Origin of the sequence: Corynebacterium coyleae, from assembly GCF_030408635.1 — a bacterium.
Lineage (GTDB): Bacteria > Actinomycetota > Actinomycetes > Mycobacteriales > Mycobacteriaceae > Corynebacterium > Corynebacterium coyleae.
Map to the genome: position 1 here is coordinate 486189 of NZ_CP047198.1, position 24959 is coordinate 511147.

Consider the following 24959-nt stretch of genomic DNA (forward strand, 5'->3'; position numbering starts at 1 on the left):
CGAGTAGAATTCCTCGCGTGAACCCTGAAAGAAACTATCGAGATGACCCGAGCCTTCTTCTGCGTCTGCCGGAAGATCAATGGTTCGAGCGAAAGTCTTTCCGCATCAAGCCGAAGGATCTCGCCAAAACCATCGTCGGCATGGCAAATGCGGAGGGCGGCATTATTGCTGTCGGAATTACTGACCGGGAGTTTGATGGGGCACCGACGCCTAAACAGGACAATGATCTGAGACAAACATCGCTCGACCACACGGATCCAACCGTGCGCGTTCGAATCGAGCCGTTCGATATCGGCGACGGTGCACAGGTTTACCTGTTTCATGTAGACCCGAGTGAGCATGTGCATTATTTGCGGTCGGGGGACTGCTTCCTGCGTGTCGGCGACGAATCTCGGTTACTGAATGCAGACGGCATTCTCGAACTGCGTTACACCAAGGGTGAGCAACAGTTCGATGCGACGGTGCTGCCCCGTGTCGGTATGGGTGATCTCGATATGGAGGTCGTTGGTGAATGTGCCAACGTTATTGGTTCTTCTTCCGCTGAAGACGCTCTTAAAGCAAGAAATCTCATCGACCGTGAAGGTAGGCCCCGAACAGCAGCACTTTTGCTCTTCGGTAAAGACCCGCAAGAGTTCTTCCCTAATGCGCATGTCCGTGTTCTGCGGTTCGGTGAGGATGAGCGGCTCGCGGGGCATCAGCAACAGCTTTTGGCCGACGACCGGTTTGAGGGGCCGTTGCCACAACAAATTTGGGCTGCTCAGCGGGCGATTGAGGGGATGCTGCCGCAAGTCCGGCGCCTGGGTGCTTCGGGGTTGTTCGAGGATGAAAATCTCATCCCGAACGACGTTTGGCTTGAGGGATTAGTAAATGCTGTCATTCACCGGTCGTACAGCATGGCTGGTGACCATGTGCGGTTCGAGATCTATCCATCTCGCATCGAAGTTTCGAGTCCGGGGCGCTTTCCCGGTTTGGTGGACCCCACACGACCAGAATCTATTGCTCGATTTGCACGCAATCCTCTCATTGCGCGGGTGACGGCAGAGCTTCGGATTGGTCAAGAACTCGGCGAGGGTATCCGCCGTATGTTTGCAGGTATGCGGCGAGTGGGTTTTGCTGACCCGATTTACCAGCAGACGAGCGGAAGTGTTCTGCTCACGTTGAAGGCGGTTCAACGGCTTGATCCGAAGACCGCGGACTCCCTCCCGCCTCACGCCGACAGCGCCCTGTCAGTCATGCAAGCGAAAGGCACGCCAATGTCTACGGGGGAGGTTGCAGATGCTTTGGGGATTTCGAACCCGCCTGCCCGCCGCGCGTTGAAAGCGCTGCGGGAGGAGGGCCTTATTCAATGGCGCGGTAAAGGTCCGCGGGACCCTCGGGCGGTATGGCTTTTGGAAGGGCCTTTGCGGTAGCTCGAAAGCTACTAGAAAGCTACTAGAAAGCTACTCGAAAGGGAATGTTTCTAGGTTGAGCTGCGAAAACTTGTCTACTAGAAAGCCTTTCGAGTAGATTCTTTCTAGTAGTTCTATGCGTACGCGAGGCGCCGCGTGCCGTCCACGTGCGGGTACAGCAACCACGCCGCCACTGCCGCAAGGATACCGACCAGCAGCCCCGCCACCGCGGACCAGTGCACCAGCGGGCCGATCATGAGCACAAGCCACCACACCATGAGCGGCACAACCATGCTTATCGACGGCACCCTGCTGACATTTTTCTCCTCCGCAAACGCCACAATCTGCTTCCGGTAGGGGTGCAGCCACGTCACCGCGATAGCAACAACGACGCAGACCAGTGCTGTGATCGCCTTGATGCCCAGCGGCGCTTCGGACACCGTCACGCCCACGGAACCGCCCACAGCCAGCGAACCCACCGCGCGCACGACGGCGGGCGTGGGGATCGGAGTGACGCGGTTGCGGACCTCGTTGGCGCTGATGGGGATCATGAAAGGCGACGTTACCAGGGCGCTCCACCGCCTTCTTATGCCTCTAAACTCTTCTGCATTGCACGTTTGAACCTCTCGTATCACAGCACATTCGCTTGCTTGCCAAAACTCTGGTTCATGGCGACGGATGGTGAGACGATCGCCGCGCCCGTCGTGGGGTGCTTGGTGGGGGTCTGAGGAGAGTTTCTCGTTAAGTTGACGCAGACATAAAAGTTCAAACAGGGGGTGTCGGGTTAAGGCTCAAAAAGTGTGTCCGATTGGGCTGATTTTTAGCAGTTGATCTGGGCTAATGCTGAAAGTATAAGCGCTGCGGGTATATATCTGGCAGTTTCGCTCTCAATCCACGGTGTGGCTGCCTTGGTGTGCTACGGGGCGGTGGTTCGGTTGCCCAATGCCAAAGAACCGACCACGCTGCCATTGTGGCGGCGATATGAAACGAAACGGCACCACCAGCAACGGAACTACCCGATGGCGATGCAAGGCTTGCGGTGCGTCCAGCGTGAAACGTCGTGACGATCTAGCCAACGCTGCGGTGTTCGCTCAGTTCATCGATCACTGCACCACGTCAACCTCGTTAAGGGCAATGGCTCAACGCCACGGGATCAGCCTTGCCACCATGAAACGACGGTTTACTTGGTGCTGGCTGGTTGACGTGCCTGACCCGACCATCGGCCATACAGGCAGGGTCTACGACCAGATCTTCATCGACAGCCACCTACACCGCAGGTGGCTGTCTGATCGTGGCGGCAACGCTCGACCACGTCATCGCCTGGCACTGGTGCAAACAAGAAACCACGCACGACTACAAGCGCCTGCTCGAGCGCATCGAAGCACCGTTGATCGCTGTGATCGACGGTGGCCGAGGAGCCACAAGCGCAATTAAAACGTGCTGGCCAAACACCAAAATCCAACGCTGCCTCGTGCACGCCCAACGCAGAGTACGCCGCTACACCACCTCACGACCACGCACTGATGCTGGCCGCACCATCTACCGACTCGCGCTGAAACTCACCCGCATCACCACCCTGGACGAGGCTGCACAATGGGGTGCACAACTGCAAGAGTTCCACACGCTCTACAAGGATTGGCTCAACGAAAAGACACAGGTCAAAGACCCGAAAACGGGGAAAGACACACTCGTGTGGACCCATGTCAACGTGCGCAAGGCCTACAACAGCCTCAACCACCTGTGGCGCAATGACCTGCTGTTTGTCTACCTCAAGCCCCCGAAAGGTGTGCTTAAGCCGCATCGGATCAAATCCACCACCAACAGCCTTGAAGGCGGCATCAACGCCCAATTGAAGCTCCTTGCGAGAACTCATCGCGGCAGATCAGGTGAGCACCAACGCAAAATGCTGGATTGGTGGCTGTATCTGAAAACGGAACTGCCTGGCGATCCAATACACATCGCCAGGCAGTCCAACTGGGGCCAGAACCAACTCGCCAAAGTTACAACCCTGACCCGAAACGAGAACCAAGCCGACTATGAAACTTCGACGACCAGCCCTCTACGACAACGGTATCGATACCGAGTACACACACTCAATCGGCATCCAAAAAGGCCACATCTAACCCCCGCGACACGCCGAGCCAGACACACTTTTTGAGCCTTAACCCGGTGTCTGGATCTTTTTTGCAAAGTAAGGTCCTGTACCGCCTCGGTGTGGTACAGGACTTTCACGAAGTAATGCGATGAAATCGGAACTTTACTCGCGCACTTTGTCGGCATCCTTCGCTCGATGGAAGAAGAAAGCGGAGACAGGAAAGGCCACAGCAGCGATACCCCAACCAGCAATGGCAGCTCCTGTTACAGGGGTTGTTACTCCAAGAAGAGGTGCTGTCGCGCCGATCGCGAGTGCAACGAACCCACGCGACTGATTTTCACTTTTGCCGGTGATTTTCATGGTTTCTCCTTGTGTTGCTTGGGGCGTGTAGTTGAGCCTTATTGGTTGGCCCACTCTTCGTGCCGCTTGGTTTCCGGGAGGTCACCCTGATAGGCGACTCACATACGGAGTGTACACAGACAACGCAATGAATGTGTTCTGCATCACTCCAAATTTAAGCATTGCCACCATCTGGGGTGCTTTGCGCCCTATTAACGCCACCGTTGTTATGTCAGATATCTGACAAAATCAGTGGGTCAAGTCCCGTGTGGTGATGTGGCAGTGTGTTCTTTCGGCTCGGTATGAAGCGCGGCCTCTGTTCAAGCGGAAGGCCGATGGGGCGTACGCGATGACGGAGTTCAAGGGGGCTCGGAACGTTGTGACGAGAGCTTTCTTTGTGCTCCAGGGTCTGTTGGCGTTCGTTGCCGCATCATGAACGGGGAGATCATGGATTATTCGTATGGCCCCATAAGTCAGGTTCTCATGAAGATGGTGTAGAAAACATGTTCGACCAGGGACGTTGCCCGTGTCGTGGCATAGGTGCATACTAACTGACGTGAGTGGAACACCTATTCGAGCGTCTTCTGCGGCGGCGCACCTGCATGAAGCGGGTGAAGCGCCTGCTCAGCCGACGCGTGCTGAGCAGATCGCGGAGCTGCGTGCGCGCATGGCTGCGCTCGGCGGGGAGGTCCCTCAGGAGATTGCGGCTGATACTGAGGTGCTCACGATCAGCGGTGGTCTTTCGACTGTGTTGCCGAATGGTGGCTTGGCGCGAAGGGCGGTCACGCACGTCAGCGACACCCCGGCGCTGATCGTGGAGCTCATCGGCCAGGTGGTGGAAGCCGGTGGGCGCGCTGGCGTGGTGGGCTGGCCGGAGTTGTCGTATGCCGCGATCGGCGCCGATGCACTTGAGCGGGTCGTTGCGGTGCCGGAGCCGGGTATTGACGACCTCTCGGTGGCGGGCGTGCTCGCCGAGGGGCTCGATCTGGTGGTGCTGCGCACCCGCAGCCCGTTCCAGCTCACCCCGGTGCGCGCCCGGCCGCTGCTGGCCAGGATCCGGAAAGGGCAAGCGGCGCTTGTGTGCGTCAACGTTGCGGTGCCGTCGCCGGCGCTCACACTGACGGGCACGCTCGCACAATTTCACGGCATCGGCCGAGGGACAGGGCGCATTACCGGGATCGATTTCGATGTCCGCGCAGAGGGCAAGGGGTACCGGCCGGCGAGTGCACGGGTGACGTTGGGTGCTGGTGGTGAGCGGGTCGTCGATAGGCGAAAGCTGCGACTGGTCACATGAGGGTTGCGGCGTTGTGGTTCCCGGACTGGCCCGTGCAGGCCGCGAAGTTGGAGTCCGGCGACGAGTTGGTAGAACCCATTGCGATTGCTGCGCACCACAGAGTGAAGGCGTGCTCGCAGGCGGCCCGCCAAGTGGGTATCCGGCGTGGAATGCGGGTGCGAAACGCACAGGCGGCAGCGCCGGAGCTGACGGTGGTGGAGGACAACACCGACCGCGACGGCCGGATGTTCGCAGCACTTGCAGCGGGGCTCGACGACGTCGCGGCGAGCGTAGAAGTGCTGCGCCCAGGCCTTGTCGTTGCGGACCTTGAGGCCGCGGGCAAGTTCCACGGCAGTGAGGACCGTGCGCTCGAGATGCTTATCGACGCCGCCTCGCGCCGCGGCATCGACGCCCTTGCCGGTGCCGCCGACGAGATCGCCACCGCAGTGATCGCCTCGCGCTCGTCTGACGTGGTGGCGCCGGGACAGTCGGCGACGTTCCTGGCAGACCAGCCGCTCGGTGTGCTCGTTGCTGAGGAAGCACTTGGCGCGGACACGGACACGGTGCGGGCGCTGGGGCAGTTGGGGATTTCCACGCTCGGGCAGTTGGCGGCGCTGCCCCCGGCGGCTGTCACCACGCGCTTCGGCCAGTCCGGGATGCTCATCTACCGGATCGCCGCAGCCACGCCGGACCGCCGCGTCGCGCCCGAAATTCCCGTGGAGGACCTCGCGGTGGCGATCACTCCGGAGGACCCGATCGACCGAGTTGATGCTGCAGCGTTCGCCGCCCGTGCGCTGGCCGCCAGCCTGCACGAACGGCTGAAGGAAACGGGGCGGAACTGCCTGCGGCTGAAGGTGACCGCCGAACTTGGCGACGGCACCCGCGTCGAACGCGTCTGGCGCACCCGCGAAGCACTCACCGAGGCCGCGACCGCCGACCGGGTGCGCTGGCAACTCGACGGCTGGCTGACCGGCGGCGGTGCCGGTGAAATTACAAGTCTCATCCTGGAACCGCTCGAACTCGCCGCCCCAGAACCCGTCGGCGAACTGTGGGCCGACGGCGCCTCCACCGACACCGCCCGCCGCGTCGTGGAACGCGTGCAATCCCAACTCGGCATCGACGCGGTGCTCCAACCCCGGCTCGTCGGCGGCCGTGGCGTGGCAGAACGGGTGCAGATGGTGCCGTACGGGGAGGCGGGGCCGGTCGTCGACAAGCTGTCCTGGCCCGGAGCAATCCCAGCACCGCTGCCTGCGCGCCTCGGTGGCGGCATTGAGCACCCCGCCTCGCGCATCGCGCTTATCGACGACACCGCAACCCCCGTCATCGTCACCGCCGAAGTACTGCTCTCAACCACGCCGTACGCCCTGGCCTGGGGCGATCGCCGGTTTCTGGTTACCGGTTGGGCCGGGCCGTGGCCCGTGGATGAAGGATGGTGGGCCCAAACCGAAGGGGCCACAGGACGGCTTGCGCGCATGCAGGTGGTCGGGCGCGAAGGCGGGCCAGACGGCGCGGTGACAGGGTGGCTCCTTGTGTGGAGCAGGCGCAGCTGGCGTGTCGAGGCGGTGTACTAACGGTGGGGTGAGCGGTGCGATTAGTTCTGGACGATGTCGACGACCACGCGCTTCGGGTCCTCCAACACCTGCACCGAATACGGCAAAGCAGAGCGCAGACCCACCACGACCTGGCTACGGCCCTCATAGGTGCCAGCGCTGATCACGTCGATGACGTTGCCAGTATCGCCCGCCATCTTCACCTCAACATCGGAATCCTTACCCATCTCAAACGGATAAACGGTGCCGTCGACGTTGATGTTCAAAAACGCGTTACCCGCTACCTTCAACGGCTGGCCGGTGGTCTCCTGCATCGGGGTGGAGGTGTAATCCACAAACCAACCCGGATCCCCGTCGCCCTCAAGATCCACCACGACGCGGTCGAATCCCTCATGTGCGCCAACACGGACCGCGGTGACCACAAGCTGTGACGGTGCCGACGGGCGCTGCGTCTTCGGAGACGGGTCAGCGTTGCCCAACGGTTTCAGACGCGGAGAGCTGGCGGACAAGCTGCTGGCCACCGTTTCGCCGGCCCCGAAGCTGGGTGTGGTGCAGGCGGTGCAGGCAGCGATCGTCGCTACGCAAGCGCCCACGACCGCAGCGCGGAAGGAACCGGAATTTTTTTGCATTAAGCCACCGTAACCAGCAGGAGGAATCAGAACAAAAGCCTCAGAGCGAAATACCCAAAAGGTTATCTAACTGTTACAGAAGTAAAAGTTGTTCAAATGGGTCATCTAATAAGTTAGGCCAAGCTTGGCTATGGTGGTGACATGCGACAATTGCCTTGCTCAGATGTTGAGGTTGAACCGCTGCCCGGCACCGCCAAGCCTGGCGCTACCTACGTCATCTTTGAGTGGCCCGACCCGTGGCCCCGCGACGTGCTCGGTGATGCCGCGCTCGGCGAAGACCTTAGCCCCCGCATTGCGAAGCACCTCGACGAATACGACGCGTCCTTGCTGCTCATCCGCCACCCAACGCGCGAAGGCCGACACATTAAGGACCACCACCTCTACCTCGTCTTTGCCGACGAAGGCATCACCGAGGTCCTCCACGTCGACGGACCAGAAGCAATCCTGGATCTCGATCTGTCAGGGCCTGGCAAAAACGGTGGGAAGCGACGGGAACGTCCGCTGCTGCTGATCTGCACCCATGCCAAGCGCGATGTCTGCTGCGCCGTAAAGGGGCGCCCGCTGGTCAACGCGCTGCACGAGCGCTACCCATTCGGCCCGGGCAACGACGTTGCGTGGGAGGTCTCCCACATCAAGGGACACCGTTTTGCCGCAACCATGCTGCTCATGCCGTGGGCGTATAGTTTCGGCCGCATGAACGTGGAAGCCACCGACGCGATGCTCACAGCCGCGAAGCGGGGCGAATACTTCGTACCCGGCAATCGCGGGCGCGGCACGCTCAGTCCGGTGGAGCAGGTGGCCGAGATTGCTGTTGCCAGCGAGGTCGCTGAGCCTCGTTACGGGGAGTTCGACGTTGAGCCTGTGCGTATCGACGGCACCACCGCCACCGTCAACGTCACCACCGCCGGTAGGGAATACGTCGTCGAACTGGAAAAGCGTCCGGTCAGCGGGATTGTCGATTCCTGCGGCAAGGCCCCCAAGGAAGGCTCCGCCTGGGTCGCGCTCACTGTGCAGCCACGTTAGGTGGTGCCGGGCGGGGGCGAAACCATGCCCTAGATGTACTCGTCGAGCACCTCAGCCACTGACCCGATGACCCGGTCGGTGGCTGCTTTCACGTCGGCGGGGGAGTGGTGGAAACTGTGCGAGTGATCGGCGAGGGTATGCATGGTCAGGTCGTTCCAGGAATCGCCGAACGTGTAGAGCTCCACGTCGTCGCGGTTGATGCCGAGTACCTCGAACAGCTCGAGGATGCCGGAGCCTTTCGACCGGCCCGGTGCCATGAGATCGATGTAGTCCTGGTTTTGGGCAACTTCTACGTCGCCGAGTTTGGTGGCCCAGGCGATGACTTCGGCGCGCAGCGCGTCGTTGTCAGGAATCCAGAACGGAATGACAGCGAAATGGTGGTCCGGGATGTCGCGAATCCTCATCGGCGTGAAGTGAGCCGTGAAGTCGTGGGTACGGCCGGTGTTGTTGGCAAACACGCCGTCGACACGTCCGATGGTGGTGCCGAAAATAGCCAGTCCCTCGCGCTCCCCGAACTGTTCCACGGCGGCACGCAGGACGGCACCGTCGAGTTCGTGGCTGAAGAGCAGGTCGCGGTTGGCGCCGTCGGTAGCTGATGCACCGTTGGACAGCACCTGGTAGTCGAACGCTAGCGTGCTGCCGGCCATGCCGTGGGCGAGTGCTGTGCGGGAGCGTCCGGTGGCAGAAATGGCAAGATGCCCGGCGTTACGCCAGGCATCTATCGCGGCGATATCCTCCTGGTCGAAACCGTGGGGAGGGTGGTGGAGAGTGCCATCGAAGTCGAACGCCGCTACCTTCATGGCACTTCAATCTACCGGCGCATGACCTTCTTGGACAGCCAGTTGCCCAGGAACTGGGCGAGCTGGACGATGACCACGATGACCAGGACTGCAGCCCAGGTGACTTGTGGCTCGAAGGCGCGGTAGCCGTAGACGATGGCGAAGTCACCCACACCGCCACCACCGATGTAGCCGGCCATCGCAGACATATCGATGACTGCGATGAAGATGAAGGTGTAGCCCAGGATCAACGGGCCGAGTGCCTCCGGCAGGATCACCGAGGTGATGATCTTCCAGGGGCCGGCACCCATGGAGCGGGCGGCCTCGATAACACCGGGGTCGATGGCGACGAGATTTTGCTCCACAATGCGCGCCACGGTGAACGTGGCAGAGAAGCACATCACGAACGTTGCGGCAGCGCGGCCGATGGTAGTGCCCACGACCTCCAGAGTCAGTGGGTACAGCATCGCGATCATGATGATGAACGGGATTGGCCTGAAGAAGTTCACCGCAACGTTGATCAGGGTGTAGACCACGTTGTTGCGCAGGATGCCACCTGGTCGGGTGGTGTAGAGCAGCATGCCCAACACCAGGCCGAAGAAGCCACCAACAATCATGGTGATGGCGACCATCCACAGGGTGTCGCCGATGGCGTCGAGGAAGGTGGGGCCGAGGTTGTCCCAGTTCGGTTCAGCGAGCAGGTATTCGGTCATCGGGTGATCTCCTCAATCTCGGTGCTGCGCTGCAGTGTGGCCAGGAATTCGTTGATAGCGGCGTCGTCGCCGTTGAGGCGGACGGTCATCTTGCCAAAGGAACGTTCCTGCAAGGTGGTGATGCCGGCGTGGACCGGCTCGATGACAACACCGCGCGTGCGGGCGGTCTCGGCGGCGCCGAAGAACCCGGAGTCCTCGGAAAGATCCACGGTGAACAGACGACCTGGTTTGGTCAGCAGTTCGGCGCGCTCAACATCATCGGGGGTGTTGCGCAGGCTCGTCGCTGCGAAACGCTGGGCGACGGGGGTTTGTGGGTTGGCGAAGACGTCGTAAACCCCGCCGTACTCCACAACACGGCCGTTCTCCATTACGGCAACCTTGTCGGCGATGGCTCGGATGACATCCATTTCGTGGGTGATCACCACGATGGTGATGCCGAGTTCTTCGTTGACGCGACGCAGCACCCCGAGCACTTCGTGGGTGGTTTCGGGGTCGAGGGCGGACGTGGCTTCGTCGGCAAGCAACAGCGACGGGTTGGTCGCAAGTGCTCGCGCGATGCCGACGCGCTGCTTCTGGCCACCGGAGAGCTGCTCCGGGTAGTTCTCGCCACGGTCAGACAGACCGACGAAGTCGAGCAGTTCAGCAACGCGACGCTTACGTTCCTTCTTGTCCACACCGGCCAGTTTCAGCGGGTACTCGATGTTGCCCGCTGCGGTACGGGAGGAAAAGAGGTTGAACTGCTGGAAGATCATGCCGACGTTGCGGCGGATCTCGCGAAGTTTGCGCTCGGGCATACCGGCGACGTTGGTGTCGTCGAGAAGCAATTCGCCCGAGGTTGGCATATCAAGGCCGTTAATGAGGCGGACAAGCGTTGACTTGCCGGCACCCGAGTAGCCGATCACTCCGAGGATTTCGCCTGGCTCGACGGTCAAGGTGACGTCATCGACGGCCTTGACCTCGCGCTCTTTGGTTTTGAAAACCTTGGATACGTTCCGGAACTCAATCCGGGTGCCGGTTGTTGTCATTTACTTGTACTCCTCCACAAGTCGGTCGAGGATCTCGTTGAGCTCCTCCTTGCTGCGCTGGACCTGCACGGCGGTGCCGTTGGAATCCTCGTCAAGCGCTGCGGTGACCTCCGGCGACTGCCAGACGTCGACCAACTTGGCGTACGTCTCGTTGTCCAGGTCATCGCCTGAGACAGTGAATACGTTGATGTACGGCTCCGCAAGCTCGGAGTTCGGATCGTCGGCCGCGACCGAGGAAGCCGGGTCGATACCTGCGCGTGCCAGCCAGTTGTTGTTGATCACAGCCGGGCGGCCCTCGTTGTAGGCGTTCGGCGTCTGGGACGCATCCACAGCGACAACCTTGACCTTGGAGGCATCCTTATCGATGTCAGCCGGGGTCGGGGTGAGCTTCGGCGCGCCTTCACGCAGCTTCAGCAGGCCAGCCTGAACCAGCACGTTGATCGCGCGACCCTGGTTGGACGGGTCGTTCGGCACTGCGATCTCGGTGCCCTCGATGCCGTCGAGCGAGTCGTGGTCCTTCCAGTACAGGCCAAGCACGTTGATCTCGCCAGAACCGATGATGCGCAGGTCCTTGCCAGCGGTGGCGTTGTACTGGGCCTGGTAGTTGATGGTCTGGAACTTCGAAATCTCGATCTGACCCTCGGTCTGTGCTGGGTTGACCTGCGGATACTCGGAGAAACGCACGATGTCGAGCTCGATGCCAGCCTTCTGGGCTTCGTCCGCGAAGACACTCCAGGCCTTCTGGTCGGCGTCGGTGGTGCCGATCTTGACGGTCACAGCGTCGCCATCAGCACTGCTTGTCGACGACTCCGTTTCCGACGAGCACGCCACCAAAGAGGTTGCGGCGATGACAGAGGCTGCCGCCGCTGCGAGAAAACGCTTGGTACGCATGAACTACGCGCTCCTTATTACTTCTTGTGCTTACTTGTTCTGCAGACGGTCGAGGATGTCGTTGAGTTCCTTCTGGTCGCGGTAGACCGGAACCGAGGTGCCCTTGGAGTCCTTGGCGGTAGCCTCAGCGACCTCCGGGGTCTGCCACAGCTCGACCAGCTTGTTCAGCGTTTCATCTGAAATGTCCTCGGAACGAGCAGCGAACACGTTGATGTACGGCTCGGCCTCCTCGGATTCCGGGTCGTCCTCGAACACGGCCAGGCTCGGCTCGATGCCTGCGCGGTCTAGCCAGGTGTTGTTGATGATGGCCGGCTTGCCTTCGTTGTAAGCGTTCGGGGTCTGGGACGCGTCGACCGGGGTGACGGTGACCTTGGACTCGTCCTTGTTGATCTCGGCCGGGGTCGGGGTCAGCGGGTCAGCGACGTTGTCGTTGAGGGTAAGCAGACCGGCCTGGACCAGCACGTTGATGGCGCGGCCCTGGTTGGACGGGTCGTTCGGGATGGCGACGGACTGGCCCTCGATGCCGTCGAGCGAGTCGTGGTCCTTCCAGAACAGTGCGAGCGGGACGATCTCGGTGGAGCCGACAACCTTGAGGTCGTTGCCGGAAGCAGCGTTGTACTCGGCGAGGTACTTAATGTGCTGGAACTTGTTCACGTCCAGCTCTCCCTGTGCGAGAGCCTCGTTGACCGGGGAGTAGTCGGAGAACTGCACGATGTCGAGCTCGATGCCGTTGTCTGCAGCGAGCTGCTTGAATACAGTCCAGGCCTCCTGGTCGGCCTCAGTGGTGCCGATCTTGACGGTAACGTTCTCGCCGTTTGCGGCGGTGGTCTCGGTGGCGTCGTTGGACTCGTTGGAGCAAGCGACCAGGCCGGTGGTGGCGAGCGCTGCAGCAGCAACGGTTGCGAGGGTGCGCTTGATACGCATGATGTCTCCTTGTTTATTGGGAAAGTTTGACGGGTGAGAATCTAGCACCCTATGTACCGCTTAGTCTATTTTTTAGAACAAAGCAGTTTGTTCTGGGTTTTCGAAAAATGTAGCACACAGTTTCGAATTATGATAGCGTTCCCGGCATGAGATTCAATGGGGGAGCGCCACTTTCGTGGTCGCGGCTAGAGCGCATCCTTTCGGGGCGTCCCGGGCCAGAACCGGTGCCGGTGGGGCACACAGGCATGCTGCCTGGCGTAGGTCCTGTGCGACCGCGCCGTAGCGAGCCGCAAGTTCCGTTCGTGGAACTCCACGCGGTGTCGTCGTATAGTTTTCTCGATGGAGCGAGCGAGCCGGAAGACCTTGTCGCGCGCGCTGCGGATTTGGGATTGAATGCCCTTGGCCTGCTGGATCGCGACGGCTTCTATGGGGCAGTCAAGTTTGCAGAGGCTGCTGCAGCTGTAGGGCTGGACACCGTATTTGGGGCCGAGCTGACGTTAGATCAGCGGGTGCTTCCTGTGATTGCGCGTGGGCCTGAAGGTTATCGGCGCCTGTCGCATCTTATGGCAGATGCACACATGGCGACGCGGGAAAAGGATGCGGTGGCGTATCCACCATTGGAGCTTATTGGTGCAGAACTAGATGGCACCTGCGTTGTGCTCGCGGGGTGGCAGTGGATCGGTGAAATCGACCACCTGGTCGAAACCTTTGGCCAGGACAATGTGGTGCGAGAATATGAAGTTTCGATGACTCCTGAAGACGCTGACCGGCACGCAATGCTCGATCGTTTTGATCACCTCCCCGCCATCGTCACCGCGATGCCGGCGGCAGCCACGCGTGAGCAGGCGAGGTTGGCTGCGGCGAAGCGTGCGTTGGCTCGCAGAGAAGCACTTGCACAAGCATACGGGGACTTGCATCCGATGGGGGCGAACTGGCTGCGCTCTGGCGAGCAGCTCGAACGCATGCTGCCGGGATGCAAACACATGCTGGATTACAGCGTTGAGTTGGCAAAGCAGTGCGCGTTCACGCTGAATCTTGTCGCGCCTGAACTGCCGCGCTACCCAACGCCAAGCGGGCGAGGCGAGATGGATCATCTGCGGGATCTGACGTTGGCGAGCGCGCAGTTCCGGTACGCGACGCGAAGTGCGGATGTGCGCAACCAGGCGATGAAGCAGATCCGCTACGAACTGAGCGTGATTGAGGAGCTGAACTTCCCCGGCTACTTCCTGATCATTTACGACCTCGTGGATTTCTGCGCGAAGCAGAACATTTTGTGCCAAGGACGTGGTTCGGCGGCGAACTCGGCGGTGTGTTTCGCCCTCGGGATCACGAATGTCGAGCCGATCGAGGCAGGCCTCCTGTTCGAGCGTTTCCTATCTCCCGACCGTGACGGACCACCAGATATTGACCTAGACATTGAGTCAGGCCGGCGAGAGGAGGTCATTCAGTACGTCTACGACACATATGGGCGCGACAATGCGGCGCAGGTAGCTAACGTGATTACGTACCGCACGAAAGGGGCGGTCCGTGATGCCGCGCGTGCGCTCGGATATGCACAGGGCGCTGCGGATAGTTGGTCGAAGGGGCTTTCAGATCCGCCCGAGGCTGTGGAGCAACTTGCAGCGCAGTTCAAGGGGCAGCCGCGTCACCTGGGCATTCATTCTGGTGGCATGGTGATTTGTGACCGTCCCATCGCCGACGTCGTCCCCGTCGAATGGGCGCGCATGGCAGATCGCTCGGTGGTGCAGTGGGATAAAGATGACTGTGCCTCCGCTGGCCTGGTCAAGTTCGACCTGCTGGGGCTCGGCATGCTCGAAGCGCTGCACCACATGGTTGATCTCGTGGAGGAAACCACAGGCCGCAAGGTGCATCTGTGGGAGCTTTCGCTTGACGACGACGCCGTGTACGACATGCTCTGCCGCGCCGATTCCGTCGGCGTGTTCCAGGTTGAATCGCGCGCACAGACGGGGACGCTGCCCAGGTTGAAGCCGCGCAGGTTCTTCGACCTGGTGGTGCAGGTGGCCTTGATCCGCCCTGGTCCAATCCAGGGTGGTTCGGTGCATCCGTACCTGCGGCGGCGCGACGGGCTAGAGCCGGTCGTGTACGACCATCCGGTGCTCGAGCGATCCCTTGGCAAAACACTGGGGATCCCGCTGTTCCAAGAGCAACTTATGCAGATCTGCGTCGACGCGGCTGGTTTTTCCGGACGTGAGGCGGATGCGCTTCGGCGCGCGATGGGATCGAAACGCTCACCGGCCAAGATGGCCGCGTTGCGCGCGAGGTTTTTCGAAGGCTGCTGGGCCACCAACCAAATCAGCGAAGAAGTCGCAGAACGGCTGTGGCAGAAGATCGTGGCGTTCGCCGCATACGGCTTTCCGGAATCGCACTCCCAGTCGTTCGCCTCTTTGGTGTACTTCTCCGCCTGGTTTAAATGCCACTACCCGGCGCAGTTCTGCGTGGGATTGCTGCGGGCGCAACCGATGGGGTTCTACTCACCACAGTCGCTGGTACAGGACGCACGCCGACACGGGGTAGAGGTACTGCCTGTGTCGGTCAACGCGTCGGGGCGCGAGGCGCGCTGCATTGATTCTTCAACGATCCGGATGGGGCTCGGGCTCGTCCGTGGCTTAGGTGCGGATGCCGCTGACCGGATCGAAGCGGCGGCACCGTTTGCAGACATTGCGGATCTATCGCGCCGGGCTGACCTGAGCGTCGACCATGTCGAGGCGCTCGCGCGGGCGGGGGCGTTGGACTGCTTTGAGGTGTCTCGTCGACAAGCATTGTGGCAAGCGGGCATCGCTGCCACGGAACGCCACGGCATGCTGCCCGGTTTGTCGGCTATCTCGGCGCCGGCGCTGCCTGGTATGAACTCGTTCGAACTCATGGTGGCTGACATCGCAGCCACAGGGGTGACCCCGGGGCTCATGCCAGTAGAGATGGTGCGCGAATCGCTGGAGGAGCGAGGCGTTATTCCGGTTGCACAACTGCTGCATGGCGTGGAGGACGGCACTCGCGTGCGCATCGCTGGAGTGGTGACGCACCGCCAACATCCGGTCACTGCAGGTGGTGTGACATTTTTGGGAATGGAGGATGAAACCGGGCTGGTCAACGTGGTTATCTCAGTCGGGTTGTGGAAGAAGCAACGCGTCCTTGCCCGCACTGCGAAAGCGCTCGTCGTACGCGGGATTGTGCAAAATGCTTCCGGGGCAGTGTCCGTGGTGGCGGACCGGTTCGAACCGTTGGAGGTAGGGGAGCTGCTCTCCCGGGGATCGAGGGACTTCCGATGAATGCTTCGATGAGCCCTGTCATGAGCAAGGCCGTGTCTGGGGCTGCTGGTAGCGTGATCGCCATGTCTGAAGCGCTCAGCGGAAGCCCTGAACATCACCCCGGACCAAACACTGCAGGCCCGAACACTGCAGGCCAGCCCACTACCGGCGTGCATAGCCCGGTGCAGCCTTTGCCGTCCTCGGTCGAGGAGATGCACAAAGTGTCGCCGAAGTTGATGTGGCCGATGCTGGTGTCGAATGCCCTGTGGACCATCGGTGTGTGCGGTGGCCTGTATTTGGCCTACCGCGAGTGGGGCTGGGGATTCCTGATCCCGCTGGGGATTTTCACGGTGATCTTCATCTGGCGCTTCTTCCTTATCCCGTACCAGGTCCGCAACATGGGCTGGCTGGAGACCGAGGACGAACTGGTGCTGAGCACCGGCAAGATGTTCCACACGATCACGGTGATTCCGTACGGGCGCATTCAGTTCGTGGATGTGCAGTCGGGGCCGATCACACGTGCCCTGGGGCTGAAGGAGCTGACGGTGCATACGGCGTCGAATTCGTCCAACTCGGATCTGCCGGGACTGCTTGCGGCGGATGCGGATGCGTTGCGGGATCGCCTTGCGCTGAAGGCTCGTGAGCGGATGAGTGGGCTGTGACAAGCGGACGCGTATCGACGATTCCCGGCATGGAGGGCTACCGCCACGTCCATAGGCTCACGCCATTGTTGCGTGTGTGGACGTTCATGCTGGCTCTAGCGACACTCGCCCTGTTCAACTTCACCATGCCGATTTATCGGTGGATGCAGCGCGAAAACGTCGGGCCCACCGACATTGCATGGGCAGCCGCAGGCCTTGTGGCTGCGCTCGTGGTGATTTTCGCGGTGTCCCAGGTGTGGTGGCGTCGCAGCGGATTTAAGGTAGGCGACGAAGAAGTGGAGACCCGCCGCGGTGTGCTGACCAACCAAATCCGCACCGCGCGCTACGACCGTGTTCAGGCAGTTGACGTAGTCGAATCCTTTGCACCGCGACTGTTCGGGCTTGCCTCCGTGCGTATCGAGGCCGCAGGCAGCGCCAGTTCAGGTTTGGACATCACATACCTTCCGCGCGAGGAAGCAGAAGAGGTCCGCGCGCAGATCCTGGCCCGCATTGACGGGCCAGTGAAGCGTTCGCTTGAGAGCGCCGCCGCCGCCGGGGCCGAATACGCACCGAACATGTTGGTGCCGCCGATCCCGATTCGCCGCTCGCTGATCGGCACCACATTGCAAATGTCGACCGTATTCACACTGGCGTGGTCGACGATTCCACTGTGGACGGATGTGACCGCCGCGGCGATCATCCCTGTTGTGGTGGGTTTTATGCCCCGCATTTGGCGCACGATCGACCAGTCGTGGCGCTTCAACGCGACGAAGGACGGGGAGGTGTTCCACTTGACGTATGGGTTGGCGAATCGTCGTCGGCAAGCAATGCCTCGCTCGCGTATCCACGCGGTGCAGTTGCGCCAGCCAATGTTCTGGCGCCCGTTCGGATGGTGGACGGTCTCTGTCGTGGCGGCGGGTTATGGCTCGGAACGTAACAAGCAAACCGGCACGTCGAAGATTCTGCCAGTGGGGACGTGGGAACAGGCGATGGCCGTGATCGATGCAGTCGGTCCGCTTACCGGCGCAGAACTGACCGATCTGGACAACGTAGATTTCCGCTCCCCGCGCAGCGCCCGGTGGATCTCGCCGTTCGACTGGAAACGTCAAACGGTCAAGGTCCGCGCCGACGCGGTCACGACAACGGCAGGGCGGATCGGGCGCTGGTTCCAGATGGTGGACGTCCCACACATTCAGGAACTGACCTTCAACCAGGATCCGCTGCAGCGAAAACTTGGCCTGGCCAGCATTGACCTGGACCTGGTGCCCGGCGCCTTCAGCGTGACGTGTCGGGATTTGGAGGAGGACCAGGCGCGTGGGCTCGTCGATAAGCTGCGCGCCCGCGAGTTGCCGCCGCTGTCACAAAGCGCCGGGGAACCCGAGCTGGCGCCAGGCCTCGTAGATGGCGACTGACGCCGAGTTCGTCAGGTTCATACTGCGCCGCGACGGCAGCATCGGAATCCGCACCTGACACGTAATCCGCGGGTGGGCGAGGTGCTCCTCCGGGATGCCGTTGGCCTCGTTGCCGAACAGCAACGCGTCGCCGTCCTGGTATTGCACCTCGTGGTAGTGGTGGTCGGTGTGCGCGGTGAACGCGAAAATGCGGGAGCCTTCCAACGCGTCGAAGCAGACGTCGATGTTGGGGTGGATGACCACGTCTGCAAGATCGTGGTAGTCCAGGCCTGCGCGTTTGAGGTGTTTGTCGTCAAAATTGAAGCCGAGCGGCTCGACGAAATGCAGCTGCGCGCCGGTATTTGCCGCAAGGCGGATCGCCGCGCCAGCGTTGCCGCCAATGGCCGGATTGTCATAGATGATGTGGAGCACGCACAAGAGTCTAGGATTGGGGCCGTGACTGCGATCAAACTGGACGGAAAACTCTACCGCGAGGAGATTTTCGCGGACCTGCGCGAGCGCGTAGCGCGACTGAAGGAACAGGGGGTGAACCCGGGGCTGGCGACGGTGCTTGTCGGCGAAGATCCCGCTAGCCAGAACTACGTGCGTATGAAGCACAAGGACTGCGAAGAGCTCGGCATTGCCTCGATTCAGAAGCATCTGCCTTCGGAGACCACCCAAGAGGAGCTCGAGGCGGTTATCGACGAGCTCAACCGCGACGATTCCGTCACCGGCTACATCGTCCAGTTGCCGCTGCCGAAGCACCTGGATGAGAACCGGATCCTGGAGTTGATCGACCCGGACAAGGACGCCGACGGCCTCCACCCGGTCAACCTGGGCAAACTCGTCCTCAACGAGCCGGCGCCGCTGCCGTGCACCCCGAATGGCTCCATCAAGCTACTCGAACGCTTCGGGGTGGACCTCAACGGTGCGATCGTGTGCGTCATCGGCCGCGGCGTGACCGTGGGGCGCCCGATCTCGCTGATGCTGACCTCTCGCGATGTCAACGCCACCACCGTGCTGTGCCACACCGGCACCAAGGATCTCGCCGCGGAGACTCGCCGCGCGGACGTGATCATCGCTGCCGCTGGCAAGCCGCACATGATCACCGCCGACATGATCAAGGAAGGCGCGGCGCTTCTCGACGTCGGCGTCTCCCGCGTCGATGGCAAAACCGTCGGCGACCTTCACCCCGACGTGTGGGAGAAGGCCGGTTGGGTCTCCCCGAACCCGGGCGGTGTCGGCCCGATGACGCGCACGTTCCTGGTGCGCAACATCGTCGAAAGCGCCGAGCGCCAAGCCGGCGTGAACCAGCAAGCAAACCAGGACGCGTAACAACGTGGGAAGCACCCGCATCCAGCTCCCCGGCACCTCGCTACCACCGGGGTTGACGCTGGATAACCCTCACGACCGCGGCAACGCCCCGTCACGCCTGCCATTGTGGGCGCAGCGCACCGGGGTTGCCGTGTTTGTCGTCGGGTTTGTGCTCTCTGGCATCTTCGCCGCCACCGAGCACTGGCGTCGCGCCACGTTCACCCTTGGCGCGGCCCTGCTGTGGCTCACGCTGGTGCGCTTGACCTGCGACTCCAAAGTAATCGGTCTGGTTGCGGTGCGTTCCAAGCGTTTCGACGCCACGTTCACCACCGCCCTCGGCGCCACCATGATGTGGCTGTCCTGGTCGGTGGACGCGCTGGGGTCTTAACCCCTAGATCGCGTAGTCGCCGTAGCGTGACGCGATCTCGCGGGCGGGCGGGATTTCGTGGGTGAGTTTGATGAAGTTGCGCAGGATCCGGTCCATCTGGCGTGCCTCCACGAGGAAGGCGTCGTGGCCGACGGGGGAGGACAACTTCGACATGGCTAGCAGGTTGCCCAGGTTTCGGGAGATGTGTTCCTGCTGGTGGTAGGGGTACAAAATGTCGGTGTCGACGCCGACGATCATCGTCGGCACGGTTGAGGATGCCAACGCCTTGTTCAGCCCGCCGCGGCCCCGGCCGATGTCGTGGCGGTTGAGGGCTTCGGTGAGGGTGACGTAGCAGGCGGCGTCGAAACGCTCGGTGAGTTTCTTGCCCTGGTGCTCCAGATAGGACTGGACGGCGAAGCGCTGGTCGTCTTGGCGGAATGGTCCGAGTGGGTTTTCGCCGGTTTGGGCGGAGGTGCCGAAGCGCTCGTCGATTTCCAGCTCGCCACGGTAGGTCAGGTGGGCGATCCTGCGCGCGGCGGCGAGCCCGGCATCCGGCGACTGGCCGGTGCCGTGGTAGTCGCCACCCTGCCAGGCTGGGTCCTGGGTGATCGAGGTGATCTGCGCGGTTTGGATACCGATTTGCCAGGCGCTTGCCCGGGCAGACACCGCCAGCACCAGCGCGTAATCGGCCTGCTCGGGGTAGAGCAGCGTCCACTCCAGAGTGCGTGCACCGCCCATGGATCCACCGATGACCGCGTGGACGCGCCCAATGCCGAGACGGTCAAGGAAGGCGTGCTCGGCGTGCACCATGTCGCGGATCGTGATGGCGGGGAAGCGCGATCCCCACACGCCGCCGTCCGGGTGCTCGCTCGCGGGGCCGGTGGAGCCGTAACACGAACCGAGTGCGTTCGTGCAGATCACGCACCACTCGTCGGTGTCTAGCGCTTTGCCGGGGCCGATGGCTTCGGACCACCAGTCGGCGGCGTCACTGTCGCCGGTCAATGCGTGTTCGACGAGGATCACGTTGTTGACGCCGTTGGGGTCGCCTTGCAGTGCGCCCCATCGTCGATAAGCAATGCGCGTATCCGCGATCACCTCGCCGGCTTCAGTGACAACATCGCCGATGGCGACCGTGGCGAGCTGCCCTTCGGGAGCCAGCATTTAGACCGCCGCGAAACCGCGCTCGAGGTCCGCAATAATGTCCTCGACATCCTCGATGCCGACAGACAAACGCACCGTGGCCTGCGTAATACCAGCGCGGGCAAGACCCGCAGCGTCCGACTGGGAGTGCGTGGTCGACGCCGGGTGCACCACAAGCGAGCGCACGTCGCCGATGTTGGCCAGGTTGGAGTGCAGCTTCAGCGCGTCGATGAACTTCCACGCGTTCGTCTTGTCATCCTGATCGCCCGCGATGTCGAAGGAGAGCACCGAGCCGGTGTACTTCAGGCCCAACTTGTCCTTCGTCGCCTTGTACGGCGAGTCGTCCAGGCCTGCGTAGTTGACCTTGGCCACCTTGTCGTGGCCCGCCAGGAACTCCGCCACCTTCAGCGCGTTCGCATTGTGCTTTTCCACGCGAAGCGCCAACGTATCAATACCCTGCAGCGCAACCCACGCGTTGAACGGCGAAATCGCCGCACCCGTGTCACGCAGCAAACCGGCGCGGGCACGCAGAGCGAACGCCGGGGCGCCCAGGTCCGCGTACTTCAGGCCGTGGTACGCCGGATCCGGGGTGGTAAACAGTGGGAAGACGTCCTTGCCGTCGCGCTGGACGGTCCAGTCGAACTTGCCGCCGTCGATAATCGCGCCGCCAATCGCAGCACCGTTGCCGGTATAGAACTTCGTCGTGGACACGACCACGATGTCCGCACCCAACTCCAGCGGCTTGACCAGAGCGGCAGTCGCCATCGTGTTATCGACGATCAACGGCACCTGATTGTTATGGGCCACCTCTGCAATGGCCGGGATGTCTAGCACGTCCGCGATCGGGTTGCCGAACGTCTCGCCATAAAACGCCCGTGTGTTCGGCTGGACGGCAGCCTGCCAGCTTGCCGGGTCGTCCGGGTTTTCCACGAAGGTGAACTCAATGCCCAACTTTGGCAGCGTGTGCTGGAACAGCGTCTCGGTGCCGCCGTAGAGGCGTGGGGAGGTAACAACGTGGTCGCCCGCCTGCGCCAAAGTGAGAATCGCGGCAGTCTCCGCAGCCATGCCGGACGCGAACGCCGTGGCAGCCACGCCGCCCTCCAGCGACGCCACGCGATCCTCTAGTGCCTGCTGCGTCGGGTTGGTCAGGCGGGTGTAAATCGGGCCTGCATCCGAGAGGTTAAAGCGGTTCGCCGCGTGCTGGGCATCGTCGAACACGTAGCTGGTGGTCATGTAAATCGGCTGGTTACGCGCGCCGTAGTCCTGGTCGACCTGCTGGCCAGCATGGATCGAGCGCGTACCAAAGGACCATTCTTGTGCGTTGGAGTTGTCGTAGTTTCCCATGCGTCGCAATGTAGCCCGCTTGGTCTGTAGTTGTGTACCAAGCGGTCTATTTTGCGAGTTGAGGGGCTGAATAAAAATAGTGCAAATATCCCAGCTCGCGATCGTTCGACCTCCGATGCCGAGACAGGGGAGTAGAACTTGGCTACGTTTACTAAGCACGTCGCGCCCGTGACGTCTTAGTCGCGCCGTAGTTGAAGGAAGCCTCCGTGTCTGCTCAGCCTGCCGATCACGTCCGTGAAGACATCCGACTCCTAGGCCGGGTACTCGGCCGCGTGCTTGCCGAGCAGGAAGGGCAGGAGATCTTCGACCTGGTCGAATCCACCCGCCGCACCGCCTTTGACATCGCCCACGGGGACGCCACCCCGGAAGACCTGCTCGCAGTCTTCCGCGATATGGACATCCCCAAAGTGAACCTCGTCGCACGCGCATTTAGCCACTTCGCGCTGCTGGCTAACTTGGTTGAGGATCTTGACGACGAGAAGGCCGCCGCACCGGTCTCGCTACGCACAAGCTTCGCGCACCTGAAAGACAGCGGCGTGGAGGCAGACAAGGTCGCCGACCTTATCGCCGGGGCGCAGGTCTCTCCGGTGCTCACTGCGCACCCGACTGAGACCCGTCGCCGCACCGTCTTCGACACCCAGACCCACATCAAGCGCTTGCTGAGTGAACTCCACGCTGGTGCCGACCCGGCAGCCATCGAACGCGAGATGGAGCTGCGCATGACCCTGATGTGGCAGACCGCGCTGATCCGCATCGCCCGCCCGCGTCTTGAGGACGAGATTGACGTCGGCCTGCGCTATTACAAGCTCTCCCTGCTTGAGCAGATCCCGGCGATCAACCGCGCAATCCGCTACGAACTTCGCGACACCTTTGGCCGCGACCTCGCCCTCACCCCCGTGATGCGCCCGGGTTCCTGGATCGGCGGCGACCATGACGGCAACCCGTACGTGAATGCCGAAACGCTCACGTATGCCACCCGCCAAGCCGCCGATACTGTGCTCAGCTACTACATCGATGAGCTGGGTGAGTTGGAGCGCGAGCTGTCGCTTTCAGACCGCTATTCCACCTGCTCGGAGGAGCTTTCCCGGCTTGCGGATGCCGCCAACAACACCGCCGAGTCCCGCGTCGATGAGCCCTACCGCCGGGCCATTTTTGGCATCCGCCACCGTGTCGTCGCTACGCGCGAGTTGCTCGCTGGCTCGGTGACCACGGGCTCGCCGTATGCGGACCCCGGCGAGCTGCTTGCAGACCTGGACGTGATCGACGACTCCCTGCGTGCGCACGGCGGCGCAATCATTGCCGATGACCGGCTGGGCCGCCTGCGCTCCGCCGTGACCACCTTCGGCTTCCACCTGTACACGCTTGACCTGCGCCAAAACTCCGAATCCTTTGAAAAAGTCGTGACCGAAGTGCTTGCGGTTGCCGGCGTGTGCGATAACTACGCCGCGCTTGCTGAAGAGGACCGCGTGGAGTTACTCGTCGAGGAGCTGCGCACCCCGCGTCCGCTGCTGCGCGCCGAAGCACTGCTTAGCGACGACACCCGCAAGGAAATGGGCATCCTCACCGCCGCCGCCCGCGCTGTCCGGGACTTGGGCCAGGGGGCGATCGCGCAGTGCATTATCGCCATGACCGGTGCGGTCTCCGACATTTTGGAGCCCATGGTCCTGCTCAAAGAGGTCGGCCTGAGCGACGTCAACGTCGTCCCGCTGTTTGAAACCATCGAGGACCTCGCACACGGCGCCAGCATCCTCGAAGATCTCTGGTCGCTGCCGTTCTATCGCGAACATCTGCGCGCCCGCGGTGACATCCAGGAGGTCATGCTCGGCTACTCCGACTCCAACAAGGACGGCGGCTACCTGCAAGCGAACTGGGCGCTTTACGACGCCGAACTCGCCCTGGTTGAACTCTGCAACCGGCACGGCATCCGCCTTCGACTCGCGCACGGCCGCGGCGGGGCAGTCGGCCGCGGCGGCGGGCCCACCTACGATGCCATCCTGGCTCAGCCCAAGGGCGCCGTCGACGGCTCCATCCGCATCACCGAGCAGGGCGAGATCATCTCCGCCAAGTACGGATCGCCAGAGACCGCCCGCCGCCACCTCGAAGCCTTCGTCGCCGGCACCCTGGAGGCATCCTTCCTGGATACCGAACCTATCGACGACCCGACCCGCGCCTACGACATCATGCGTGCGCTTGCCGCCTACTCCGGCGAAAAGTACAACGAGCTCATCGGCGACCCCGGGTTCATTGACTACTTCACCCAATCCACCCCGCTGCACGAGATCGGCGAGCTCAACCTCGGCTCTCGCCCGGCGTCCCGCAAACAGACCACCGCGATTTCCGACCTGCGCGCCATCCCCTGGGTGCTGTCCTGGGCGCAGTCGCACACCAATGTGCCTGGCTGGTTCGGCGTCGGTACTGCAGTCGAGCGCTGGGCTGGGGAAGACGAAGACCGCTGGGATGACCTGCGCGAACTCTACCGTGACTGGCCGTTCTTCCGCTCCGTGCTGTCCAACATGGCCCAAGTCATGGCGAAGGCCGAGCTGTCGCTGGCCCGCCTCTACGCCGACCTAGTGGAGGACCGCGAGGTAGCCGAGCGCATCTACTCCCTTATCGCCGATGAATTCGAGCGCACCAAGCAGGTCTACTTCCGTATCACCGGGCATACGGACCTTGTTGCCGAGAACCAGCGCCAGGCCCGATCCCTAAAACGTCGCTACCCCTACCTGCTGCCGCTCAACGCGGTCCAGCTTGAGCTGCTGCGCCGCTACCGCGCCGGCGACGAGGCCTTCCTCGTCCCGAAGACGATCCAGGTCACCATGAACGGGCTGGCCACCGCACTGCGCAACGCAGGGTAGATCCCCCTACAA

General features: G+C 62.0%; 21 protein-coding genes and 1 pseudogene. 11 read left to right on the top strand and 11 right to left on the bottom strand.

Features of this window, described 5'->3' with window-relative positions; genetic code table 11:
- The first annotated feature begins 17 nt into the window (after positions 1-17).
- Positions 18-1409: an RNA-binding domain-containing protein gene (locus CCOY_RS02420; RefSeq protein ID WP_092101510.1), complete on the top strand. Its 1392-nt coding sequence runs from the start codon at positions 18-20 to the stop codon at positions 1407-1409.
- Positions 1410-1522: 113 nt separating this feature from the next.
- On the opposite strand, the gene CCOY_RS02425 is transcribed toward CCOY_RS02420, so the two are convergent.
- The gene (locus CCOY_RS02425) at positions 1523-1939 is read right to left on the bottom strand and encodes a hypothetical protein (RefSeq protein WP_092101512.1); all 417 of its coding nucleotides are present in this window, start codon (positions 1937-1939) and stop codon (positions 1523-1525) included.
- A gap of 391 nt (positions 1940-2330) precedes the next feature.
- Here CCOY_RS02425 and CCOY_RS02435 point away from each other — a divergent pair.
- Positions 2331-3511, top strand: a pseudogene (locus CCOY_RS02435) (IS1249 family transposase).
- A gap of 134 nt (positions 3512-3645) precedes the next feature.
- Here CCOY_RS02435 and CCOY_RS02440 read toward each other — a convergent pair.
- Positions 3646-3843: a hypothetical protein gene (locus CCOY_RS02440; protein ID WP_092101514.1), complete on the bottom strand. Its 198-nt coding sequence runs from the start codon at positions 3841-3843 to the stop codon at positions 3646-3648.
- Positions 3844-4378: 535 nt separating this feature from the next.
- Between CCOY_RS02440 and imuA' the strand changes: the two genes are divergently transcribed.
- Positions 4379-5116 (top strand): DnaE2-dependent mutagenesis accessory factor ImuA', encoded by a 738-nt coding sequence (imuA', locus tag CCOY_RS02445; protein WP_244268677.1) that lies wholly within the window; start codon positions 4379-4381, stop codon positions 5114-5116.
- Complete coding sequence (locus tag CCOY_RS02450; protein WP_092101517.1) at positions 5113-6666, top strand: Y-family DNA polymerase; 1554 nt, start codon at positions 5113-5115, stop codon at positions 6664-6666. Before imuA' ends, CCOY_RS02450 begins: the two co-directional genes overlap by 4 nt.
- Before the next feature lie 20 nt (positions 6667-6686).
- On the opposite strand, the gene CCOY_RS02455 is transcribed toward CCOY_RS02450, so the two are convergent.
- Positions 6687-7274, bottom strand: a complete 588-nt coding sequence (locus tag CCOY_RS02455) for an AMIN-like domain-containing (lipo)protein (RefSeq protein ID WP_070614288.1) — start codon at positions 7272-7274, stop codon at positions 6687-6689.
- A gap of 141 nt (positions 7275-7415) precedes the next feature.
- On the opposite strand from CCOY_RS02455, the gene CCOY_RS02460 reads away from it, so the two are divergent.
- Entirely contained in the window at positions 7416-8297 is an 882-nt protein-coding gene (locus CCOY_RS02460; RefSeq protein ID WP_092101518.1) for a sucrase ferredoxin, read from the top strand.
- Between the two features lie 29 nt (positions 8298-8326).
- Here CCOY_RS02460 and CCOY_RS02465 read toward each other — a convergent pair whose 3' ends face one another.
- From CCOY_RS02465 to CCOY_RS02485, 5 genes are read right to left on the bottom strand one after another with little or no spacing between them, the layout of a single operon-like run.
- Positions 8327-9097 carry an HAD family hydrolase gene (locus CCOY_RS02465; protein WP_092101519.1) on the bottom strand — a complete coding sequence of 257 codons (771 nt, stop codon included), beginning with the start codon at positions 9095-9097 and terminating at the stop codon, positions 8327-8329.
- A gap of 11 nt (positions 9098-9108) precedes the next feature.
- Positions 9109-9789, bottom strand: a complete 681-nt coding sequence (locus CCOY_RS02470; RefSeq protein WP_070482425.1) for a methionine ABC transporter permease — start codon at positions 9787-9789, stop codon at positions 9109-9111.
- Positions 9786-10814: a methionine ABC transporter ATP-binding protein gene (locus CCOY_RS02475; RefSeq protein WP_070450483.1), complete on the bottom strand. Its 1029-nt coding sequence runs from the start codon at positions 10812-10814 to the stop codon at positions 9786-9788. The genes CCOY_RS02470 and CCOY_RS02475 overlap by 4 nt, the downstream gene beginning before the upstream one ends.
- Positions 10815-11705 carry a MetQ/NlpA family ABC transporter substrate-binding protein gene (locus CCOY_RS02480; RefSeq protein ID WP_070482423.1) on the bottom strand — a complete coding sequence of 297 codons (891 nt, stop codon included), beginning with the start codon at positions 11703-11705 and terminating at the stop codon, positions 10815-10817.
- 30 nt (positions 11706-11735) lie between these two features.
- Positions 11736-12629, bottom strand: coding sequence for a MetQ/NlpA family ABC transporter substrate-binding protein (locus CCOY_RS02485; protein ID WP_092101520.1), 894 nt, complete (start codon positions 12627-12629; stop codon positions 11736-11738).
- Positions 12630-12775: 146 nt separating this feature from the next.
- Here CCOY_RS02485 and CCOY_RS02490 point away from each other — a divergent pair, with 146 nt between their 5' ends.
- The 3 genes from CCOY_RS02490 (at position 12776) to CCOY_RS02500 (ending at position 17948) form a co-directional block, all read left to right on the top strand.
- Positions 12776-15916: an error-prone DNA polymerase gene (locus tag CCOY_RS02490; RefSeq protein ID WP_092101521.1), complete on the top strand. Its 3141-nt coding sequence runs from the start codon at positions 12776-12778 to the stop codon at positions 15914-15916.
- Between the two features lie 62 nt (positions 15917-15978).
- On the top strand, positions 15979-16557 hold the full coding sequence (locus CCOY_RS02495; RefSeq protein ID WP_342027948.1) for a PH domain-containing protein: 579 nt from the start codon (positions 15979-15981) through the stop codon (positions 16555-16557).
- Positions 16554-17948 (top strand): PH domain-containing protein, encoded by a 1395-nt coding sequence (locus CCOY_RS02500; protein ID WP_141740851.1) that lies wholly within the window; start codon positions 16554-16556, stop codon positions 17946-17948. The genes CCOY_RS02495 and CCOY_RS02500 overlap by 4 nt, the downstream gene beginning before the upstream one ends.
- Here the strand turns inward: CCOY_RS02500 and CCOY_RS02505 are convergent.
- Positions 17895-18365, bottom strand: a complete 471-nt coding sequence (locus CCOY_RS02505; RefSeq protein WP_092101522.1) for a tRNA (cytidine(34)-2'-O)-methyltransferase — start codon at positions 18363-18365, stop codon at positions 17895-17897. The genes CCOY_RS02500 and CCOY_RS02505 overlap by 54 nt on opposite strands.
- A gap of 18 nt (positions 18366-18383) precedes the next feature.
- On the opposite strand from CCOY_RS02505, the gene CCOY_RS02510 reads away from it, so the two are divergent.
- Together CCOY_RS02510 and CCOY_RS02515 are read left to right on the top strand one after the other, a co-directional pair.
- Entirely contained in the window at positions 18384-19262 is an 879-nt protein-coding gene (locus CCOY_RS02510; protein WP_092101523.1) for a bifunctional methylenetetrahydrofolate dehydrogenase/methenyltetrahydrofolate cyclohydrolase, read from the top strand.
- 4 nt (positions 19263-19266) lie between these two features.
- On the top strand, positions 19267-19629 hold the full coding sequence (locus CCOY_RS02515; RefSeq protein WP_244268678.1) for a DUF3017 domain-containing protein: 363 nt from the start codon (positions 19267-19269) through the stop codon (positions 19627-19629).
- Positions 19630-19632: 3 nt separating this feature from the next.
- On the opposite strand, the gene metX is transcribed toward CCOY_RS02515, so the two are convergent.
- Both metX and CCOY_RS02525 read right to left on the bottom strand, forming a co-directional pair.
- Entirely contained in the window at positions 19633-20769 is a 1137-nt protein-coding gene (gene metX / locus CCOY_RS02520) for a homoserine O-acetyltransferase MetX (protein ID WP_070840452.1), read from the bottom strand.
- Complete coding sequence (locus CCOY_RS02525; RefSeq protein WP_070450469.1) at positions 20770-22092, bottom strand: O-acetylhomoserine/O-acetylserine sulfhydrylase; 1323 nt, start codon at positions 22090-22092, stop codon at positions 20770-20772.
- A gap of 206 nt (positions 22093-22298) precedes the next feature.
- Here CCOY_RS02525 and ppc point away from each other — a divergent pair, with 206 nt between their 5' ends.
- On the top strand, positions 22299-24947 hold the full coding sequence (gene ppc, locus CCOY_RS02530) for a phosphoenolpyruvate carboxylase (protein WP_092101525.1): 2649 nt from the start codon (positions 22299-22301) through the stop codon (positions 24945-24947).
- Positions 24948-24959: the final 12 nt, after the last annotated feature.

Coding starts and splice junctions, on each gene's coding strand:
- CCOY_RS02490 (WP_092101521.1), top strand. CDS start 12,776: ATGAGATTCAATGGGGGAGCGCCACTTTCGTGGTCGCGGCTAGAGCGC.
- CCOY_RS02480 (WP_070482423.1), bottom strand. CDS start 11,705: ATGCGTACCAAGCGTTTTCTCGCAGCGGCGGCAGCCTCTGTCATCGCC.
- CCOY_RS02525 (WP_070450469.1), bottom strand. CDS start 22,092: ATGGGAAACTACGACAACTCCAACGCACAAGAATGGTCCTTTGGTACG.
- CCOY_RS02425 (WP_092101512.1), bottom strand. CDS start 1,939: ATGATCCCCATCAGCGCCAACGAGGTCCGCAACCGCGTCACTCCGATC.
- CCOY_RS02465 (WP_092101519.1), bottom strand. CDS start 9,097: ATGAAGGTAGCGGCGTTCGACTTCGATGGCACTCTCCACCACCCTCCC.
- CCOY_RS02440 (WP_092101514.1), bottom strand. CDS start 3,843: ATGAAAATCACCGGCAAAAGTGAAAATCAGTCGCGTGGGTTCGTTGCA.
- CCOY_RS02455 (WP_070614288.1), bottom strand. CDS start 7,274: ATGCAAAAAAATTCCGGTTCCTTCCGCGCTGCGGTCGTGGGCGCTTGC.
- CCOY_RS02460 (WP_092101518.1), top strand. CDS start 7,416: ATGCGACAATTGCCTTGCTCAGATGTTGAGGTTGAACCGCTGCCCGGC.
- CCOY_RS02495 (WP_342027948.1), top strand. CDS start 15,979: ATGTCTGAAGCGCTCAGCGGAAGCCCTGAACATCACCCCGGACCAAAC.
- CCOY_RS02470 (WP_070482425.1), bottom strand. CDS start 9,789: ATGACCGAATACCTGCTCGCTGAACCGAACTGGGACAACCTCGGCCCC.
- CCOY_RS02485 (WP_092101520.1), bottom strand. CDS start 12,629: ATGCGTATCAAGCGCACCCTCGCAACCGTTGCTGCTGCAGCGCTCGCC.
- CCOY_RS02450 (WP_092101517.1), top strand. CDS start 5,113: ATGAGGGTTGCGGCGTTGTGGTTCCCGGACTGGCCCGTGCAGGCCGCG.
- metX (WP_070840452.1), bottom strand. CDS start 20,769: ATGCTGGCTCCCGAAGGGCAGCTCGCCACGGTCGCCATCGGCGATGTT.
- CCOY_RS02475 (WP_070450483.1), bottom strand. CDS start 10,814: ATGACAACAACCGGCACCCGGATTGAGTTCCGGAACGTATCCAAGGTT.